The organism is Scandinavium tedordense, assembly GCF_024764965.1.
Lineage (GTDB): Bacteria > Pseudomonadota > Gammaproteobacteria > Enterobacterales > Enterobacteriaceae > Scandinavium > Scandinavium tedordense.
On the sequence record NZ_JALIGG010000057.1, the window covers coordinates 547,667 to 563,653 of the forward strand.

The following is a 15,987-nucleotide window of genomic DNA, read 5'->3' on the forward strand; positions in this document are numbered from 1 at the left end:
GACGCATGGCGCAAAAACAGCGTGGGGTCGCCTTACTGGTGGTACTGATTTTACTGGTGATGATGTCAGTACTGGCATCTCGTATCAGTCAGCAGTTTTGCCGCAATGTGCAAAAAATCCATTATCAGAACAGCCAGCAGCAATTGCGCTGGGCGATACAGGCACAGATGCCAGTGATCGAGCAAATTCTGCATGAAGAGGGTGGCGGCGAAGATAAACCGTTGCAAACAGAGGGCATCTGGCAGGAGCCGGTGGAAACCCTGGGGGAACACTATCGCGTTGTGAGCCAGGTTGTAGATGCGCAACACTGTTTTAACGTCAATAGCCTGCTGGCGACCGAAGGCACCGACTCTCCTGAGCCATCAGCCCCCGAAACAGCATCACCAAAAAGCGCGGAGAAACCCACAGCAACGACTCAGACAACAGCTATCGCTCCCCCCCAGGGTATAGCGGAAAAGCCTCGTCAGCAGCTGATTCTGCAGAAACTGCTGGAGAATGCTGGCATGAGTAGCATGAGCGCGGAACAGGTCTACGATCAGCTGGTGGACTATCTGGATCCTGATGAGACAACGGTAAAGGGGGAACAAGAAAGTGATGCCTGGACCGCGATTAATGCCCCGCAGTTACCGGGCAACCAAATGATGCGCACGCTTAACGAACTGCGTCTGTTACCGGCATTTCCGGCGAAAAGCTGGGTGAAAGTCAGCCGCGTGCTTTGTGCCTTACCTGATACCACGAACAAAGTGAACATCAACACGCTAACGGAAGCACAAGCTCCGCTGCTGGCCGCACTGTTAGAGGGGGCGCTGACGGAAGATGATGCCATGCGAGTGATCGCGTCCCGACCGAAAGAGGGCTGGGAGAGCGTGCAGGCATTCGAAAAACAGTTAGAGGAACAGTTTTCGGTGAAGAAAGAGAGTCTGGAACAAAGCCGGGAATTTATCGGCATCAATAGTCAATATTTTACCGTGAACAGCACTGGGTCAACCGATGCGTTAACGCTGCGTGTTGTCACCCAATTACATCTCGACAGTGGCTCAGGCGAGGTTAAGGTCTGGCAGCGTCGTTACCGTATGATTGAATAACGAAAGTCATCTTTATGAAACGAGTGCTTTTTATCCGTCCCGATAGCGCCGAGGACGGAAAAATATGGTGGTGTGAGTCCGACAGCGCACAGGTTGGCGTACTGGTGGGGGGGGAATCCTTACATCAGTTGAGCAGCAATGCACTGGCGTCACAGGTGTGTCTGTTGCTGCCCGCCAGCGATATGGTGTTCCGCCACTTTACGCTGCCGAGGCAGACATTTTGTGGCCAGGCTACGCCTTTTTCATGGCTGGCCGAGGAGACGCTGATCGGTGATGTGGATGAGTTACACTGGACGGTTCTGCGAAAGAAAGGCCCCGACGTTGATGCTGTCGCTATCGACGCCGAACGTCTGCGATTCTGGCTGACCCAGTGTCAACTGGCAGGATTGAAGGTTATTCAGGCACTGCCCGATGCCATCCTGTTGCCGGAAACAGCAGAGGGCTGTACGGCGGTGGTGCTGGAGGATAGTTACTGGTTACGCTTCCCCAACTTTAGCGCAGGCAACTGTGATGCCTCGCTGCTGCCCTTACTGTTAGGGCAAAACCCTGAGCAGGCCCTCTGTGCTTACGGCGTAATGCCTGAAAGCATTACTGTCACCGAATGCCATGAACCTCAACATCCATTGGTGCTTATTCAGCCGCAGTGGAAACAGTGCAAAGCTAACTTACTGCATGGCGTATTTGACGTCCGTGTCGCTCCCGGGGCCTCGAAAGGGCGTCGCTGGGCGTTAGCTGGCGCGGCGGGGCTGGTGGTCTGTAGCTTCTTACTGCCGCCTGCACTGAGCGGATGGTTACTGATCCAACAGGAAAACCAGCTACAGGATGAGATCATTCAGCTTTACCAACATCATTTTCCCCACATGAAGCATACGACCAATATCAAATACCATTTCGGTCAAAACCTGAAAAAAGAGAAGAATGGTTTTTTCATGCAACTCGACGAGCTGAATAAACTGAAGCAGGCGGTACCAGGCATACAGGTGAATTCGGTGGAGTATGACGCGAGCGGGGATCGTATCACTTTGTTGGTACAGGCGTCACAGCAACAGGCACTGCAGCAATTTGTCGACAAAACCCGCGATAAGTTCGCTTTCACCTTACAGCCGGTCTCGCTGCAGGCACCCTGGACGGCAATGATCACAGGAACGGCAAAATGAAACAGCACGTTCAAAAACTGTATTCACGTTGGCAGCAATATACGGCGCGTGAACGCACCTTGCTCCTTTTTTGCACCGTAGTTCTGGGGTGTACCGCGTTCTATTATGGCGCCTGGCAACCCTTAATGTTGATGAATAAACACAGCCAGCAGACATTGAAACGGCAACAGGAAACACTGATGTGGATGCGTGATGAAATTGACAGTAAACATATCCCGGTTCGTAAAGTTAAAACCGCAAATGTGCCTAACCTTGTTGAAATAAGCGCCAGAGAATTAAACATACCGTTACTTAATATGAATCAGCAAGGGACCGGACTGACCTTCAGCGTAGCTCAAATCGATATGTTCCAACTGAAAAATTGGCTACGGGAAATCAACCTCTCTTCTGGCGCCCAGGTACAGAAATTGACACTCACGCCAGTCGATTCAGCGAGCAAGGTGAGAGCAGAGGTTCAGCTGCACTGGAACACTGAAAAATGAGTCTCCTGCTGATGTTACGTGACCAGTTCCCACTTCAATTTTGCATTATGGGTGGGATCCTTGGAGCAATTTTAGGCAGTTTTTTGGGGGTCGTGGTTGAACGCCTCCCTGCCAGTATTCAGGCAGAAGAGACGATGACCGACGGCCTGATGTATCCGCCTTCACATTGTGCGCAATGCCAGCATTCGTTGAGATGGTGGGAGAATATCCCGCTGCTGAGTTGGCTTTTACTGCGCGGACGCTGTGGGCATTGCCACACGGCTATCCCGGCGCGCTTGCTGATGATCGAAGCGATGACGTCGCTGTTTTTTGCCCTTAGCTGTTGGGGTTTTCCTGAACCACAGGATTTTTTGTCACTGTGGATAGTCTGGTGTGCATTGTTGCCACTCACCCTTATCGATCTGCGGCATTTGTTATTACCAGACGCCATTACCCAACCGCTGCTGTGGGGGGATTGTTGTGGAACGCGTTGACCGGACATCTCCTGTTAGTGGATGCACTGTATGGTGCGGTCGCCGGTTACCTTGCCCTATGGCTGCTATATTGGGTTTTTCTCCTGCTCACCCGGCGTGAAGGACTGGGGTTCGGTGATTTTAAATTATTGGCTGCGCTGGGAGCCTGGGTTGGCTGGCAAGCATTACCCACGCTGGTACTGATTGCGGCGAGCAGTAGTATTATTTTTTATTTTTTTACCCGCCAACATTCTGGAAAAAACACGATTATTCCATTTGGACCCGGGTTAAGCGTTGCCGGGATTATCGTTCTGACGTTACAACTCGCTGATTATATTGTTTGAAATCACCTGTCAATAATTTTTGCTGTTCTTTTTAGTGGCCAAATAAAAGGCGGGTTTTCTCTCTGTACGTTAATTTATTCATCGGGTTAAACCCAAAATAATTCGAGTCGCAGAAAAGTCAACGCATATGCAGTTTGAAGTGTGACAGGTATCCGCGATGACTGACGACGGCTTATTATCAGTAAACCTGAATATCTGCCGCTGTGTATCGGATTTAATTCCGCAACTTCGGTACAGGCACACTGAGTATGATCGTCAACGAGGATTAAACCCGCGTGCAGTCTGCGAAAAGGAGATCATGAAGGAGAGATTACAGTGAAATTAGTTGAATGGGTCATTGTCGCTTTGGTGCTCATGAGTTCCTGTGCTCATGCAGATTGTTGGAGTAAAGCGGGAAAAAATCATCATGTTGATCCCTGGTTATTACTGGCTATTGCCCAAGTGGAGTCTGGTATGAATCCAGAGGCGGTCAGTAAAAATAACGATGGAACGTATGACATTGGTTTAATGCAAATAAATAGTATCCATCTTCCTGTGTTGGCGAAGCGTGGTATTACTCGCCATCGACTGGTTAACGAACCTTGCACGTCAATTATGGTCGGTGCGTCTATTCTTGCTGACATGATTAAAGTGTATGGAAATAACTGGAAGGCGGTAGGGGCATATAACGCCGGGTTGAAAAAAAATCGATTTGGGCTACGAATGAAATATGCCAGAAAAGTCTGGAATAAATATCAAAGAATAAAACCAAAAATGCCTCGCTAATGGGTTTTGTTTTTTGAAGGGAATCGATGGTTTTCTTCAAAAAATGAAAGCAGGCAGTAAGGTCCGGTTATTATTTGACGTTATATACCCGTCATACTTCAAGCTGTATGTGTGTTGACTGCGTTTACTCATCTGACAAATCTACTGAAAGCAGAACTAACGCTGCTGGCAGTGGCCCCGGAGGCTAGCCGTTAACGGGCCAAATTTGTCGCTCGCCGCCTTCCTGCATTTCGAATTATTTTGGGTCTACGTCAATTTCATTAACCGGGAAAAATTTCACGTTAAAAGAGAAATCAGGAAATATGATGAATAAAAGGACGTTATTGAGTGTCTTTGTTGCGGGGGCATGTATCGCACCCGCACTGGCACAGGCAGGGGGGCTGCAAGCGACCTCTGGCGAACCTTACACCATCAAAGCCAGCGATTTGGCAAAAAAAGAACAGGATCTGACTAACTTTCCGCTGATGCAGTCAGTGAAAGATACCATTCGCACTCTGGATAACAGCGTCGTTGAACAAATTGAGCCGGGTCGCACCTCTAATCCGGAAAACGTAAAACGCGTTGAAGGTATGGTGAAGGCCAGCGACTGGGAGTATCTGTTCCCACTGCGTGCCAAAGAGTACACCTACAGCAACTTCCTGAAGGCGGTTGGAAAATTCCCGGCACTTTGTTCAACCTATACCGATGGCCGTGACAGCGATGCGATTTGTCGCAAAGAGCTGGCGACCATGTTTGCGCACTTTGCACAAGAAACCGGTGGGCATGAAAATTGGCGTCCGGAAGGTGAATGGCGCCAGGCACTGGTTCACGTTCGCGAAATGGGCTGGAGCGAAGGTCAGAAGGGCGGCTATAACGGCGAATGTAACCCGGAAGTGTGGCAGGGGCAGACCTGGCCGTGCGGTACCGATAAAGACGGCGATTTCCTCAGTTACTTCGGTCGCGGAGCGAAACAGCTCTCTTATAACTACAACTACGGTCCCTTCTCCGAAGCCATGTTCGGCGATGTTCGTGTGCTGCTGGATAAACCTGATCTGGTGGCTGATACCTGGCTGAACCTGGCCAGCGCTATCTTCTTCTTCGCCTACCCACAACCACCTAAGCCAAGCATGCTGCAAGTGATCGACGGGAGTTGGGTACCGAACGATCATGATAAAGCCAATGGCCTGGTGCCGGGCTTTGGGGTCACCACCCAAATCATCAACGGCGGTGTTGAGTGTGGTGGTCCGACGGAAATCGCTCAGTCACAGAACCGTATTAAGTACTACAAAGAGTTCGCGAACTACCTGAAGGTCCCGGTTCCCGCGAATGAAGTACTGGGCTGTGCCAACATGAAGCAATTTGATGAAGGCGGCGCAGGCGCACTGAAAATTTACTGGGAACAGGATTGGGGATGGAGTGCTGATACCCCTGACGGTCAGACGTATTCTTGCCAGTTGGTAGGCTATCAGACCCCGTTCAGTGCCTTTAAAGAGGGTGACTACAGCAAGTGCGTACAGCACTTCTTTAACGTCAATCTCGTCGATGATCAGGGCACGCCTGTTAACCCATCCGAAGGTGGAACAACACCAGAGCCGACGCCAGAACCGACGCCAGAACCGACGCCAAAACCAACCCCAGAACCGACGCCAGAGCCAGAAGTGCCGGTCGTGGTGAACCAGGCTCCGGTTGCCCACATTGCCGGTCCGATTGGTGCGGTGGAAGCCGGTGCTCACGTATCGCTGAGTGCAGAGGCGTCAAGCGATGCCGAAGGCACTGCGCTGACTTACACCTGGCGTGCTCAGGACGGTCAGACCCTCAGCGGAAAAGACAAAGCAGTGGTTTCGTTCAATGCCCCTGAAACAGCAACTGACGCACAGTATGAAGTCAGCCTGACCGTTTCTGACGGTGAATTGAGCAGCACCACTTCTTACTTGTTGAATGTGAAGGCGAAGGCGCAGACGCCATCAGGTGACGAAGAGCCTGCGGGCAGCTATCCGGCATGGAGTGCGAACACCACCTGGAAAGCAGGCGATATCGTCATCAACAACGGCCAGCTGTACCAGTGTAAACCTCAGCCGTATGCAGGCTGGTGTAACGTTGCACCGGCTTACTATGAACCGGGCAAAGGCCTGGCATGGCAGGAAGCCTGGACGGCACGTTAATCCTCTCTGAGTGGATCTGACGTAACAAAAAACGCGGCGAGGGTGACTTCGCCGCGTTTTTGTTTATCCGTTGATGTCAGCGTGGCAGCTTGCCGTGGTCTTTCAGCCAGTGTGCCGTTTGCACGATGCCGTCATCCAGGGTGACAATCGGCCGGTAGCCGATCTCTTGTTCTGCACGACTGATATCCAGCGTGAAATCAAAGTTCAGTTTGGAGACACCATAATGGGTAAAAGAGGGCTCTTTCGCCGCCTTGTTGCCGAATTTTTCCATGCTGCGGGCGACCATATCCAGCATCGGATAGGGCACCGAGCGGATGCGGCACTCAATATCCAGCTCGTCGATAAGCTTTTGCACGATGCTTTTCAGGCTGCGCGGCTCGCCGTTGGTGATGTTGTAGATGCGACCGGAAGGCAGTGAATCACACAGCGGCTGGCTCGCCAGCCACATCGCATGTACCGCATTTTCGTAATAAGTCATATCGACCTGCGCATTACCACCACGTGGCAGCAACACGCTGCCGTAGTGGTGCATCATCTGCGCCAGACGCGGAATAAACACTTTATCGTGCGGACCAAACAGGCTTTGCGGGCGCAGTACCGTGAAACGGGTATTCGGATTCGCCTGCGCCAGCAGGTTAATGACCTCTTCGCCAGCGGCTTTGCTGCGGGCAAATTCATTGGCAAAACGCTGCGGGCGGAACTCTTCTTTGATGTCACGATGATGGTGATAATCAAAATACAGCGACGGTGACGAGATATGAATAAAGTTGCGCACGCCCCAGGCAACGGCCCATTCGCCCAAACGACGCGTGGCGCGCACGTTGGCTAAATCGAAGGCTTCCTGCGTGCCCCAAGGGGACGTGAAACTGGAGCAGTGCCACAGCGTATCGATCCCGGCGAGCATCACTTTTGCCTGGGAAGAGACCAGCTCGGTCAGATCGGCATGCACAAATTCCACGCCCATCTTTTCCAACAGACGACCCATCGCTTCATTGCGACCGGTTGCTCTGACGCTGATGCCTTTACGACGTAGATATTCCACCGCATTACGGCCTAAACCGCTGGTGGCTCCGGTGACCAGTACCTTCATATCAATCCACTGTGTCTGAAAAGAATTTCGTGCGCATTTTTCCGTGAATTACGCTGAGTTGCAATGGGTAACTACGAAGAAAAACTCTCGTTACGTCTATTTTTGCGTGATTTCTTCGGCGAGCCTGGCAATGCGCTTTGCCATACCCCGAAAAATGAACAGATGTGCGGGGATCATCAGCAGCCAATAGAATAAGCCTGGCATACCGTGCGGATGCCACCAGGCGCGAACATCGATTTCACGATGGTCGCCTTTATCCTTCATGCTGAAGGTGAGGCGCCCGAGGCCTGGCGCTTTCATGCCGAACAGCAGCGAAAGCTGTTTTTGCGGTTCAACGATGATCACTTTCCAGCTATCCACCGCGTCACCGGTTTGCAGCATCTCATGTTCCGGACGGCCTTTGGCCAGTTTATGTCCCATCACACGGTCCATCGCGGCGCGAATATCCCACAGAATATTGCCGAAGAAATAGCGCTCTTTGCCGCCGAGCCGATTGGCAACCTGCCATAACGCGTCAAGGCTGGCGGAGGTGCTGATGGTGCAGCCCGCCTGCTTTGGAAAATACCCATATTCTGGCCGCCAGCGGGCGAAAGCCTGGGCGTCGTAGCCCCAGTCGCTGGAGTTCATCAGCTGCTCCTCCTCTTTCAGCGTGCGCTTCACCGCTTCGTCAAAAGAGATAAGCGTCTGCGGGATCAGCGCCCGAAGTTCGCGATCGTCAGCCAGCAGATCGTGTTTTAGTCCCTGAATCAGCGCTTTGGCGGTGGTCGGCGGCACGGAGGTGATGACGTTGAGGAACCACACCGAAATCCAGCTGGTGGGGAAGGGAATGGGAATCAACAGGCGATGGCGACCGCTGATGCGCATGAAATGCTCGAACTGCTGCTGATAGCTCAGTTCGTCAGGCCCGGCGGCTTCCAGCACGCGGTGCTTGTCCGTCGGGTGATTAAGCAATTCTACGAGGTAATAGAGCAAATTTTCCAGGGCGATGGGCGTGGTGCGGGAACGCACCCAGCGCGGCGGCGTCAGCACAGGCAGGTTGTAAACCATATCGCGCATCACTTCGAAGGCGGCAGAACCCGCGCCGACGATAATCCCGGCGCGAAGTTCAGTTACCGGAATGTCCGCCTCGCGCAGAAGTTCGCCGGTAATCTGGCGCGCGCGTAAATGATCGGACTGCTCATTTTCCGGCGCCTGTAGCGAACTCAAAAAGATAATTTGTTTGACCGGCTGCTGGCGCAGGGCGTCGCGCACATTCAGCGCTACCTGACGTTCGTGGGCGACGAAGTTCCCGCCTTCACCCATGCCGTGCACCAGGAAATAAACGGTGTCGACCCCGTCCAGCAGGGCTGGCAGGTCTTCCGGCCAGTTGAGGTCAACGTGATGACAACTGACGCCGGGTAGCGCCAGTTTTTGCAGACGATCCGTGTTACGTGCTGCCGCCCGCACGGTTGCCCCGCGCGCGCTCAGTTCGGTGACCAGATGCTGGCCGATGTAGCCGCTGGCACCAAGCACCAGTATTGTTTGCGGCACGTTGTTCTCCTTAACTGCTCGTCATACTTCATGTTTCAGATGTGTGGCTGCGTATGCTGACCCCAGTCACTTACACAAGTAAGCTCCTGGGCATTCATGCCCTTGCCGCCTGTCTGCGCCTTGAATTATGTAGAGCTTAAAAATGATTTCCAATGGCCGACGACGTCAGCCAGTTTCTGGCGATCCACATCCAGGTGCATCACCAGGCGCACAATCGGTGAGGCGTTGATCAGCACGCCATTGGCGCGCATATGCTCGCCGAGCGCGGCCGCATTTTCTTCCCCAACGCGCACGAACAGCATGTTGGTGTCGTGACGCATCACATCAGCGCCAATTTCTTTCAGCTTTTCAGCCATCCACGCGGCATTGTCGTGATCATCCTGCAAACGTTGAACATTATTTTTCAGCGCATACAGACCTGCCGCCGCCAGAATGCCGGCCTGACGCATCCCGCCGCCGGTCATTTTACGCCAGCGGTTCGCGCGCTTGATGTAATCCGCGTTGCCGACCAGCAGGGAGCCAACCGGCGTGCCCAACCCTTTGGACAGGCAGATGGTGAAGGAATCGCAATATTGGGTGACGTCTTTCAGCTCACAGCCGTATGCCACGATGGCGTTGAAGATGCGTGCGCCGTCAACGTGCAGGGCAAGCCCACGCTCGCGGGTGAACTGCCATGCGTCTTTCAGATATTCGCGTGGCAGCACTTTGCCGTTATGCGTGTTTTCGAGGCTCAATAGTTTGGTGCGTGCAAAGTGAATGTCATCGGCTTTGATTTTCGCCGCGACTTTGTCGAGCGGCAGAGTTGCGTCGCTGGCGGCATCAATCGGCTGCGGCTGGATGCTGCCCAATACCGCAGCACCGCCCGCCTCATACAGATAGTTATGTGCACCCTGACCCACGATGTACTCTTCGCCGCGTTCGCAATGGCTCAACAGCGCCACCAGGTTCGCCTGGGTGCCGGTCGGCAGAAACAAGGCAGCTTCTTTGCCGCCGAGCTCTGCCGCGTAGCGTTGCAGTTCATTAACGGTCGGGTCATCCCCGTACACATCATCCCCGACCGGGGCGGCCATCATCTGTTCCAGCATGGCGCGCCCAGGGCGGGTGACGGTATCACTACGTAAATCGATCACGGCATTTCCTTTTTTGCATCAGGGTTATGCCTCTCTTTTTACCTGAGCCAGTTGGTTTTCGCCAGTTCGATAACTTCATCGCCGCGCCCACTGATGATCGCGCGCAACATATACAGGCTGAATCCCTTGGCCTGTTCGAGTTTGATTTGCGGTGGAATGGCGAGTTCGTCTTTCGCGACAACGACGTCGACCAATACCGGCCCGTCGATACTGAATGCTCGCTGTAGCGCGTCATCGAGATCTGCCGATTTTTCGACGCGTATCCCGGTGATACCGCAGGCTTCAGCGATATTAGCGAAGTTGGTGTCGTGCAGTTCGGTGCCGTCGGTCATGTAACCGCCAGCCTTCATTTCCATCGCCACAAAGCCGAGCACGCTGTTGTTGAAGACCACGATTTTCAGCGGCAGTTTGAGCTGCGCCACGGAGAGGAAATCCCCCATCAGCATGCTAAAACCGCCGTCACCGCACATCGCGACTACCTGACGGTCCGGCATGGTGGCCTTTGCACCGAGCGCCTGCGGCATGGCATTGGCCATCGATCCGTGGTTGAACGAACCGAGCAGACGGCGCTTGCCGTTCATTTTCAGGTAACGCGCGGCCCACACGGTTGGCGTGCCGACATCGCAGGTGAAAATGGCGTCATCGTCGGCGAAATGGCTGATTTGCTGCGCCAGGTACTGCGGGTGAATAGCTTTCTCACTCGGTTTGGCTAAATCATCGAGCCCTTTCCGCGCATCGCGATAGTGTTCTATCGCTTTGTCGAGGAACGCGCGATCGGTTTTCTCCTCCAGCAGCGGCGTCAGGGTGGCGAGTGTGGCTTTGATATCGCCGATGAGCGCCATATCCACTTTGCTGTGTGCGCCAATGCTGGCCGGATTAATGTCTATTTGAATAATTTTGGCATCGGCCGGGTAGAACGGGCGATAAGGGAATTGGGTGCCGAGCAGCACCAGCGTGTCGGCGTTCATCATGGTGTGGAAACCGGATGAGAAACCGATCAGGCCAGTCATTCCGACATCGTACGGGTTATCGTATTCGATGTGCTCTTTACCGCGCATGGCGTGGACAATCGGCGATTTCAGCTTGCCGGCAAACTCCAGCAGCTCTTTATGCGCCCCGGCGCAGCCGCTGCCGCACAACAACGCAATATTGCTGGAGTAACGCAGCAGTTGGGCGAGCTTGCGCAGCTCTTCCATTTCCGGCACCACTACCGGCTGCGGGGCGTGATACCAATGGGAGCTGGCGCTTTCCGGCGCGGGTTTCAGCGCCACATCGCCGGGTAGCACCACCACTGAAACGCCACGGTTGAGCACCGCTTTGCGCATCGCAATCGCCAGCACCTGCGGGATTTGTTCGGGTGAAGAGACCAGTTCGCAATAGTGGCTGCATTCGCGGAACAGCTCCTGCGGATGGGTTTCCTGGAAATAACCGCTGCCGATTTCGCTCGACGGAATGTGGGCGGCGATGGCGACCACTGGCACGTGGTTGCGATGGCAGTCAAACAGACCGTTAATCAGATGCAGATTGCCAGGTCCGCAGGAGCCTGCACAGACCGCCAGTTCGCCGGTGAGCTGGGCTTCTGCACCCGCAGCGAATGCCGCTACCTCTTCATGGCGAGTGGGCATCCACTCAATGGTGCCCATTTTGTTAAGACTGTCACTGAGCCCATTGAGGGAGTCTCCGGTGACACCCCAAATTCGTTTTACCCCGGCTTGTTCAAAAGTTTTTGCGATATAGGCCGCAACGGTTTGTTTCATGGGTTTCCTTCTCCTTTTTGTGATACCGCTTACAAGCTTAGATGAAACTCACTGGTGTGCCCGGCGAAATCCCTACCTTTAATGGGCTTATTTGTCTAATTCTTCGGCGTGATCTGGATTGAATACAGGGAAAATGAGGAATAACGTCAGAGGGTTAGATCATTGTTAATGGATGGGCGACAAACATGTACGGGGATTACCTCGGTAAACTTCTGTTACGTCTGGTCGTCGGCTCGCTGGTGATGGTGTGCCTGGGGCAGGGCATACGTATTAGGGAAAAGTGAGTGAATATGCCCGGTGCGCGCAAGGCCACCGGGCGAAGGGTTTTTATCAGGCGAGCACTAAATCGCCCTGAGGATGACAGGAACAGGCCAGCACATAGCCCTGTTTCTGTTCTTCTTCGGTCAGAGTCATGGTGCTGGTGACAGTGTACTCCCCACTGATCACCTGCGTTTTACAGCTCCCGCACACGCCTGCGCGGCAGGCGGCATTCACCGGCACCGTATTGCTTTCCAGTGCCTCCAGAAGCGTGGTGCCAACCGGCGCGTAAAATTCTTTCGCCGGTTGTAGTTTGGTGAATTTCATCCCACTGGTGGCGGCTTTTGCTACTGGTGTGAAGAATTTCTCTTTGTAGAAACGCGTTACACCGAGCAGCTTCACGTTTTCTTCCACCCACTCCATATACGGCGCAGGTCCACAGGTCATTACCGTCCGCGCTGCCAGATCCGGCACGCTTTCAAGAATAGCCTGGCTTAACCGTCCAGCGACAAAGCCGTGCACGGCATTGTTTTCCGCCACCATTGTGACCGGATAATGCCGCCACTCGTCGGCAAAAATGACATCTTCCGGCGAACGGACACTGAAGATCACCTGCACGTCAGCGTCAGGGCGATTTTTTGCCAGCCAGCGACGCATCGACATCACTGGCGTGACGCCGCAGCCTGCCGCCAGGAGTAGCAGTTTATCGGCAGGTTGATCGTCGCAGGTGAATTCCCCCTGCGCATCGGACAGCCACAGATAGTCGCCGCGTTTGATATCACGGGTCAGCCACTCAGAGCCTGCGCCATCGTCAATGCGGCGCACGGTGAGGGTGATGAATTCGCTCACGCCCGGTGTGGACGATAGCGTATAAGCGCGTAGCGTATCCGAGGCGCCACGGATGCTCACCAGTGCGTATTGCCCGGCACGATACGGATAAGCATCGTGACACAGCAGCGATAGCGTCCACACATCCGGTGTTTCCTGCCTGATATGATGCACCTGCATCCGCCACGGGCACTGAGGAGTGGGCATGGTCATGTTCTGCTCCTTATGCGCACAGCATCTGCTGTAAATCCTGCTCGACGGTGGTAATGGCACGCAGGCCAAATTTCTCGTTCAGGATAGCCAGCAAATCTGGAGTCAGGAAGCCCGGCGCGGTCGGCCCGGTGACGATGTTTTTCACGCCGAGAGAGAGCAGCGTCAGCAGAATGACGATCGCTTTCTGCTCGAACCATGAGAGCATCAGCGACAGCGGCAGGTCGTTCACGCCGCAGCCGAGTTTTTCTGCCAACGTGACCGCCAAAATGATTGCCGAGTAGGCGTCGTTACACTGCCCGGCATCTACCAGACGTGGCAGACCTTCAATGTCTCCGAAATCCAGTTTGTTGAAACGGTATTTACCGCAGGCGAGGGTCATTACCAGGCAGTCGTCCGGCACGCTGGTGGCGAAATCGGTAAAGTAGCTGCGCTCGGTGCGCTCGCCATCGCAACCGCCGACAAGGAATATATGGCGCAGTTTTTTACGGCTGACCAGGTCGATCAGCGTATCCGCCGCGCCGAGCAGGGTCTGACGACCGAAACCGACGGTGATCAGGTGTTCAATTTCGTCGTACGGGAACCCTGCCAGTTGCTGGGCCTGTTCGATAACCGGCGTGAAATCGTCGCCTTCGAGATGGCTGACGTTCGGCCAACCAACGATACTGCGCGTCCAGATGCGCTGGTCATAATCCCCGACCGTTGGGTCGATAATGCAGTTGGAGGTCATCAACACTGGCCCAGGGAACCGGGCAAATTCTACCTGCTGATTCTGCCAGCCGCTGCCGTAGTTCCCGACCAGATGCTTGAATTTACGCAGTTCCGGGTAACCGTGCGCGGGCAGCATTTCGCCGTGGGTATAGACGTTCACGCCGGTCCCTTCGGTTTGTAGCAGCAGGTTGTACAGGTCTTTCAGGTCGTGGCCGGAAATCAGAATCGCTTTGCCCGCCACCGTTTTCACGTTGACCTGCGTTGGGGTCGGATGACCGTAGGCATTGGTTTCACCGGCGTCGAGAATGCTCATCACCTTGAAGTTCATCTGGCCGATTTCCATCGAACATTCCAGCAGGGTGTTCAGGTCCGCAGGCCAAGTGCCGAGCCAGGCCATAATTTTATGGTATTGCGCGTAGATGTCGTTGTCGTACTGGCCAAGCACGTGGGCATGTTCCATGTAAGCCGCCGCGCCTTTCAAGCCGTACAGGCACAGCAGGCGCAGGCCAAGAATGTTGTCGCCGATGGCGGCTTTGTCTTTATTTGGGGTGAACATTTCGGCCTGGCGCTGTAGATCACCGAGGTCGTCGCTGACCAGTTGCAATCCGGCCATCGGGTTATCGACGGCGGCGCTGGCGTCTTTCGCCAGACACTGTGCTTTGAGCGCCTCTCGCAGAGCGATGGCTTCGCGCGCATAGCCGACGATACGTGGGGAATCGAAATTCACGTTGGTCAGCGTCGAGAAAAAGGCGCGTGGGGCGAAGCTGTCGACTTCATGACTGATGATACCGAATTCGCGGGCTTTGACCGCCCAGGCTGAAAGCCCTTGGAGTGTGGCGATCAGCAAATCCTGAAGGTCAGAGGTTTGCGCGGTTTTGCCGCACATACCTTGAGCATAAGCGCAGCCGTTACCGGCCGGGGTACGAATGGTTTGTTCACATTGCACACAGAACATAATCACACCTTTATAAGTTATATTATAAATACATGTTTAAGGGTAAGCCTGTGCGAAAGCGCTGAAAAGGGATATGTCGGGCAACTTACAGGGAGATTGATTTAACGCAATTTTGGCGGCAGCGAAGGCTACCGCCTTGGGGGTATTACGCGGAAAAAAGTGCTATCAGCAGTGGAACCAGCAGGCTCAGAATAAAGCCGTGAACGATAGCCGCAGGGACTATTTCCAGGCCGCCGGAGCGTTGTAATACCGGCAGCGTAAAGTCCATCGACGTCGCGCCACACAGCCCGAGCGCCGTCGAACGGTGCCGTAATACCAGGCCGGGAATAAGCATAATGGCGATAAGCTCGCGCGCCAGGTCGTTAAAGAAGGCGGCGCTGCCAATCACCGGGCCGTATGATTCGGTCAGCAAAATACCGGACAGCGAATACCAGCCGAAGCCCGACGCCATTGCCAGACCGGTTTTTATCGGCAGGCCAAGAATAAGGGCATTAATCACGCCGCCTGCCAGTGAACTCAGGACCACCACCACGGCGACCATCATTCCCCGGCGATTAAGTACAATCTGCTTGAGAGTCATTCCATTATTGCGAAGCTGAATGCCAATCAGGAATAAAAGGAAGATCAGGGTATATTCGCTGGCTTCGGTGGCGTGATGCAAAATGGGCCAGCCGGTGAGACCCAGAAGAAAGCCCAGTAATACCACGCCGCACAGCTGTAATGATTCCATTGCCATTGCAATACGTGAGGGCAATTTTTCCTGTTGATGGTTGTGGCGCCAGGGAAGGGTGCGTTCGAGCCACAGCAGGGCAATAATATTGCACAGCAGAATAACCACAATGCTGACGGCAGAATAATGAAATATGGCAAGCAGATTACTGGCCAGATTATCCAGAAACGCCAGGCTGATGCCCATGAAAAAGAGAATAACGTAAACAATCCAGCTCAGCAGACGATTAATCCACTGCAGCGCATGACGATGGCGCAGAGGGATGAGATAACCCGCCACCAGCGGCACAAGAATAATAAGCAATCCCGAAAACATGAACGGCACGGTCCTTTTGTGTGTAAAAAGCGCACCTGACACTACCG

14 protein-coding genes are annotated in these 15,987 nt (G+C 53.9%); 7 read left to right on the forward strand and 7 right to left on the reverse strand.

Annotation, left to right across the window (positions count from 1 at the left end; genetic code table 11):
* Positions 1-5 precede the first annotated feature (5 nt).
* From gspK to MUU46_RS18600, 7 genes are all read left to right on the forward strand, one after another.
* Positions 6-1,085 carry a type II secretion system minor pseudopilin GspK gene (gene gspK / locus MUU46_RS18575; RefSeq protein ID WP_258966297.1) on the forward strand — a complete coding sequence of 360 codons (1,080 nt, stop codon included), beginning with the start codon at positions 6-8 and terminating at the stop codon, positions 1,083-1,085.
* 14 nt (positions 1,086-1,099) lie between these two features.
* Entirely contained in the window at positions 1,100-2,242 is a 1,143-nt protein-coding gene (gspL, locus tag MUU46_RS18580) for a type II secretion system protein GspL (protein ID WP_258966298.1), read from the forward strand.
* Positions 2,239-2,724, forward strand: coding sequence for a type II secretion system protein M (locus tag MUU46_RS18585; protein WP_258966299.1), 486 nt, complete (start codon positions 2,239-2,241; stop codon positions 2,722-2,724). The genes gspL and MUU46_RS18585 overlap by 4 nt, the downstream gene beginning before the upstream one ends.
* Positions 2,721-3,197 carry a prepilin peptidase gene (locus tag MUU46_RS22890; protein WP_309582945.1) on the forward strand — a complete coding sequence of 159 codons (477 nt, stop codon included), beginning with the start codon at positions 2,721-2,723 and terminating at the stop codon, positions 3,195-3,197. Before MUU46_RS18585 ends, MUU46_RS22890 begins: the two co-directional genes overlap by 4 nt.
* A 17-nt stretch (positions 3,198-3,214) precedes the next feature.
* A complete protein-coding gene (locus tag MUU46_RS22895; protein ID WP_309582946.1) occupies positions 3,215-3,520 on the forward strand; it encodes a prepilin peptidase in 306 nt (101 codons plus the stop codon).
* Positions 3,521-3,835: 315 nt separating this feature from the next.
* Positions 3,836-4,285, forward strand: a complete 450-nt coding sequence (gene iagB / locus MUU46_RS18595) for a type III secretion system invasion protein IagB (protein WP_258966300.1) — start codon at positions 3,836-3,838, stop codon at positions 4,283-4,285.
* Positions 4,286-4,590: 305 nt separating this feature from the next.
* Complete coding sequence (locus tag MUU46_RS18600; protein WP_258966382.1) at positions 4,591-6,426, forward strand: glycoside hydrolase family 19 protein; 1,836 nt, start codon at positions 4,591-4,593, stop codon at positions 6,424-6,426.
* Between the two features lie 76 nt (positions 6,427-6,502).
* Here MUU46_RS18600 and MUU46_RS18605 read toward each other — a convergent pair whose 3' ends face one another.
* The 7 genes from MUU46_RS18605 to MUU46_RS18635 all read right to left on the reverse strand — a co-directional run bounded on the left by MUU46_RS18605 (position 6,503) and on the right by MUU46_RS18635 (position 15,940).
* The gene (locus MUU46_RS18605) at positions 6,503-7,516 is read right to left on the reverse strand and encodes a 3-beta-hydroxysteroid dehydrogenase (protein WP_159753848.1); all 1,014 of its coding nucleotides are present in this window, start codon (positions 7,514-7,516) and stop codon (positions 6,503-6,505) included.
* A gap of 96 nt (positions 7,517-7,612) precedes the next feature.
* Complete coding sequence (locus MUU46_RS18610) at positions 7,613-9,046, reverse strand: SDR family oxidoreductase (RefSeq protein ID WP_258966301.1); 1,434 nt, start codon at positions 9,044-9,046, stop codon at positions 7,613-7,615.
* A 125-nt stretch (positions 9,047-9,171) separates the two neighbouring features.
* On the reverse strand, positions 9,172-10,176 hold the full coding sequence (gene ltaE, locus MUU46_RS18615; protein WP_258966302.1) for a low-specificity L-threonine aldolase: 1,005 nt from the start codon (positions 10,174-10,176) through the stop codon (positions 9,172-9,174).
* Between the two features lie 38 nt (positions 10,177-10,214).
* On the reverse strand, positions 10,215-11,933 hold the full coding sequence (gene poxB / locus MUU46_RS18620) for a ubiquinone-dependent pyruvate dehydrogenase (protein ID WP_258966303.1): 1,719 nt from the start codon (positions 11,931-11,933) through the stop codon (positions 10,215-10,217).
* Positions 11,934-12,263: 330 nt separating this feature from the next.
* Complete coding sequence (hcr, locus tag MUU46_RS18625; RefSeq protein ID WP_258966304.1) at positions 12,264-13,232, reverse strand: NADH oxidoreductase; 969 nt, start codon at positions 13,230-13,232, stop codon at positions 12,264-12,266.
* Positions 13,233-13,242: 10 nt separating this feature from the next.
* Entirely contained in the window at positions 13,243-14,895 is a 1,653-nt protein-coding gene (gene hcp, locus MUU46_RS18630) for a hydroxylamine reductase (protein WP_258966305.1), read from the reverse strand.
* Positions 14,896-15,040: 145 nt separating this feature from the next.
* Positions 15,041-15,940 (reverse strand): LysO family transporter, encoded by a 900-nt coding sequence (locus MUU46_RS18635; protein ID WP_159753830.1) that lies wholly within the window; start codon positions 15,938-15,940, stop codon positions 15,041-15,043.
* Positions 15,941-15,987 lie beyond the last annotated feature (47 nt).

Coding starts and splice junctions, on each gene's coding strand:
- gspK (WP_258966297.1), top strand. CDS start 6: ATGGCGCAAAAACAGCGTGGGGTCGCCTTACTGGTGGTACTGATTTTA.
- gspL (WP_258966298.1), top strand. CDS start 1,100: ATGAAACGAGTGCTTTTTATCCGTCCCGATAGCGCCGAGGACGGAAAA.
- MUU46_RS18585 (WP_258966299.1), top strand. CDS start 2,239: ATGAAACAGCACGTTCAAAAACTGTATTCACGTTGGCAGCAATATACG.
- MUU46_RS22890 (WP_309582945.1), top strand. CDS start 2,721: ATGAGTCTCCTGCTGATGTTACGTGACCAGTTCCCACTTCAATTTTGC.
- MUU46_RS18600 (WP_258966382.1), top strand. CDS start 4,591: ATGAATAAAAGGACGTTATTGAGTGTCTTTGTTGCGGGGGCATGTATC.
- MUU46_RS18605 (WP_159753848.1), bottom strand. CDS start 7,516: ATGAAGGTACTGGTCACCGGAGCCACCAGCGGTTTAGGCCGTAATGCG.
- poxB (WP_258966303.1), bottom strand. CDS start 11,933: ATGAAACAAACCGTTGCGGCCTATATCGCAAAAACTTTTGAACAAGCC.
- hcr (WP_258966304.1), bottom strand. CDS start 13,232: ATGACCATGCCCACTCCTCAGTGCCCGTGGCGGATGCAGGTGCATCAT.
- hcp (WP_258966305.1), bottom strand. CDS start 14,895: ATGTTCTGTGTGCAATGTGAACAAACCATTCGTACCCCGGCCGGTAAC.
- MUU46_RS18635 (WP_159753830.1), bottom strand. CDS start 15,940: ATGTTTTCGGGATTGCTTATTATTCTTGTGCCGCTGGTGGCGGGTTAT.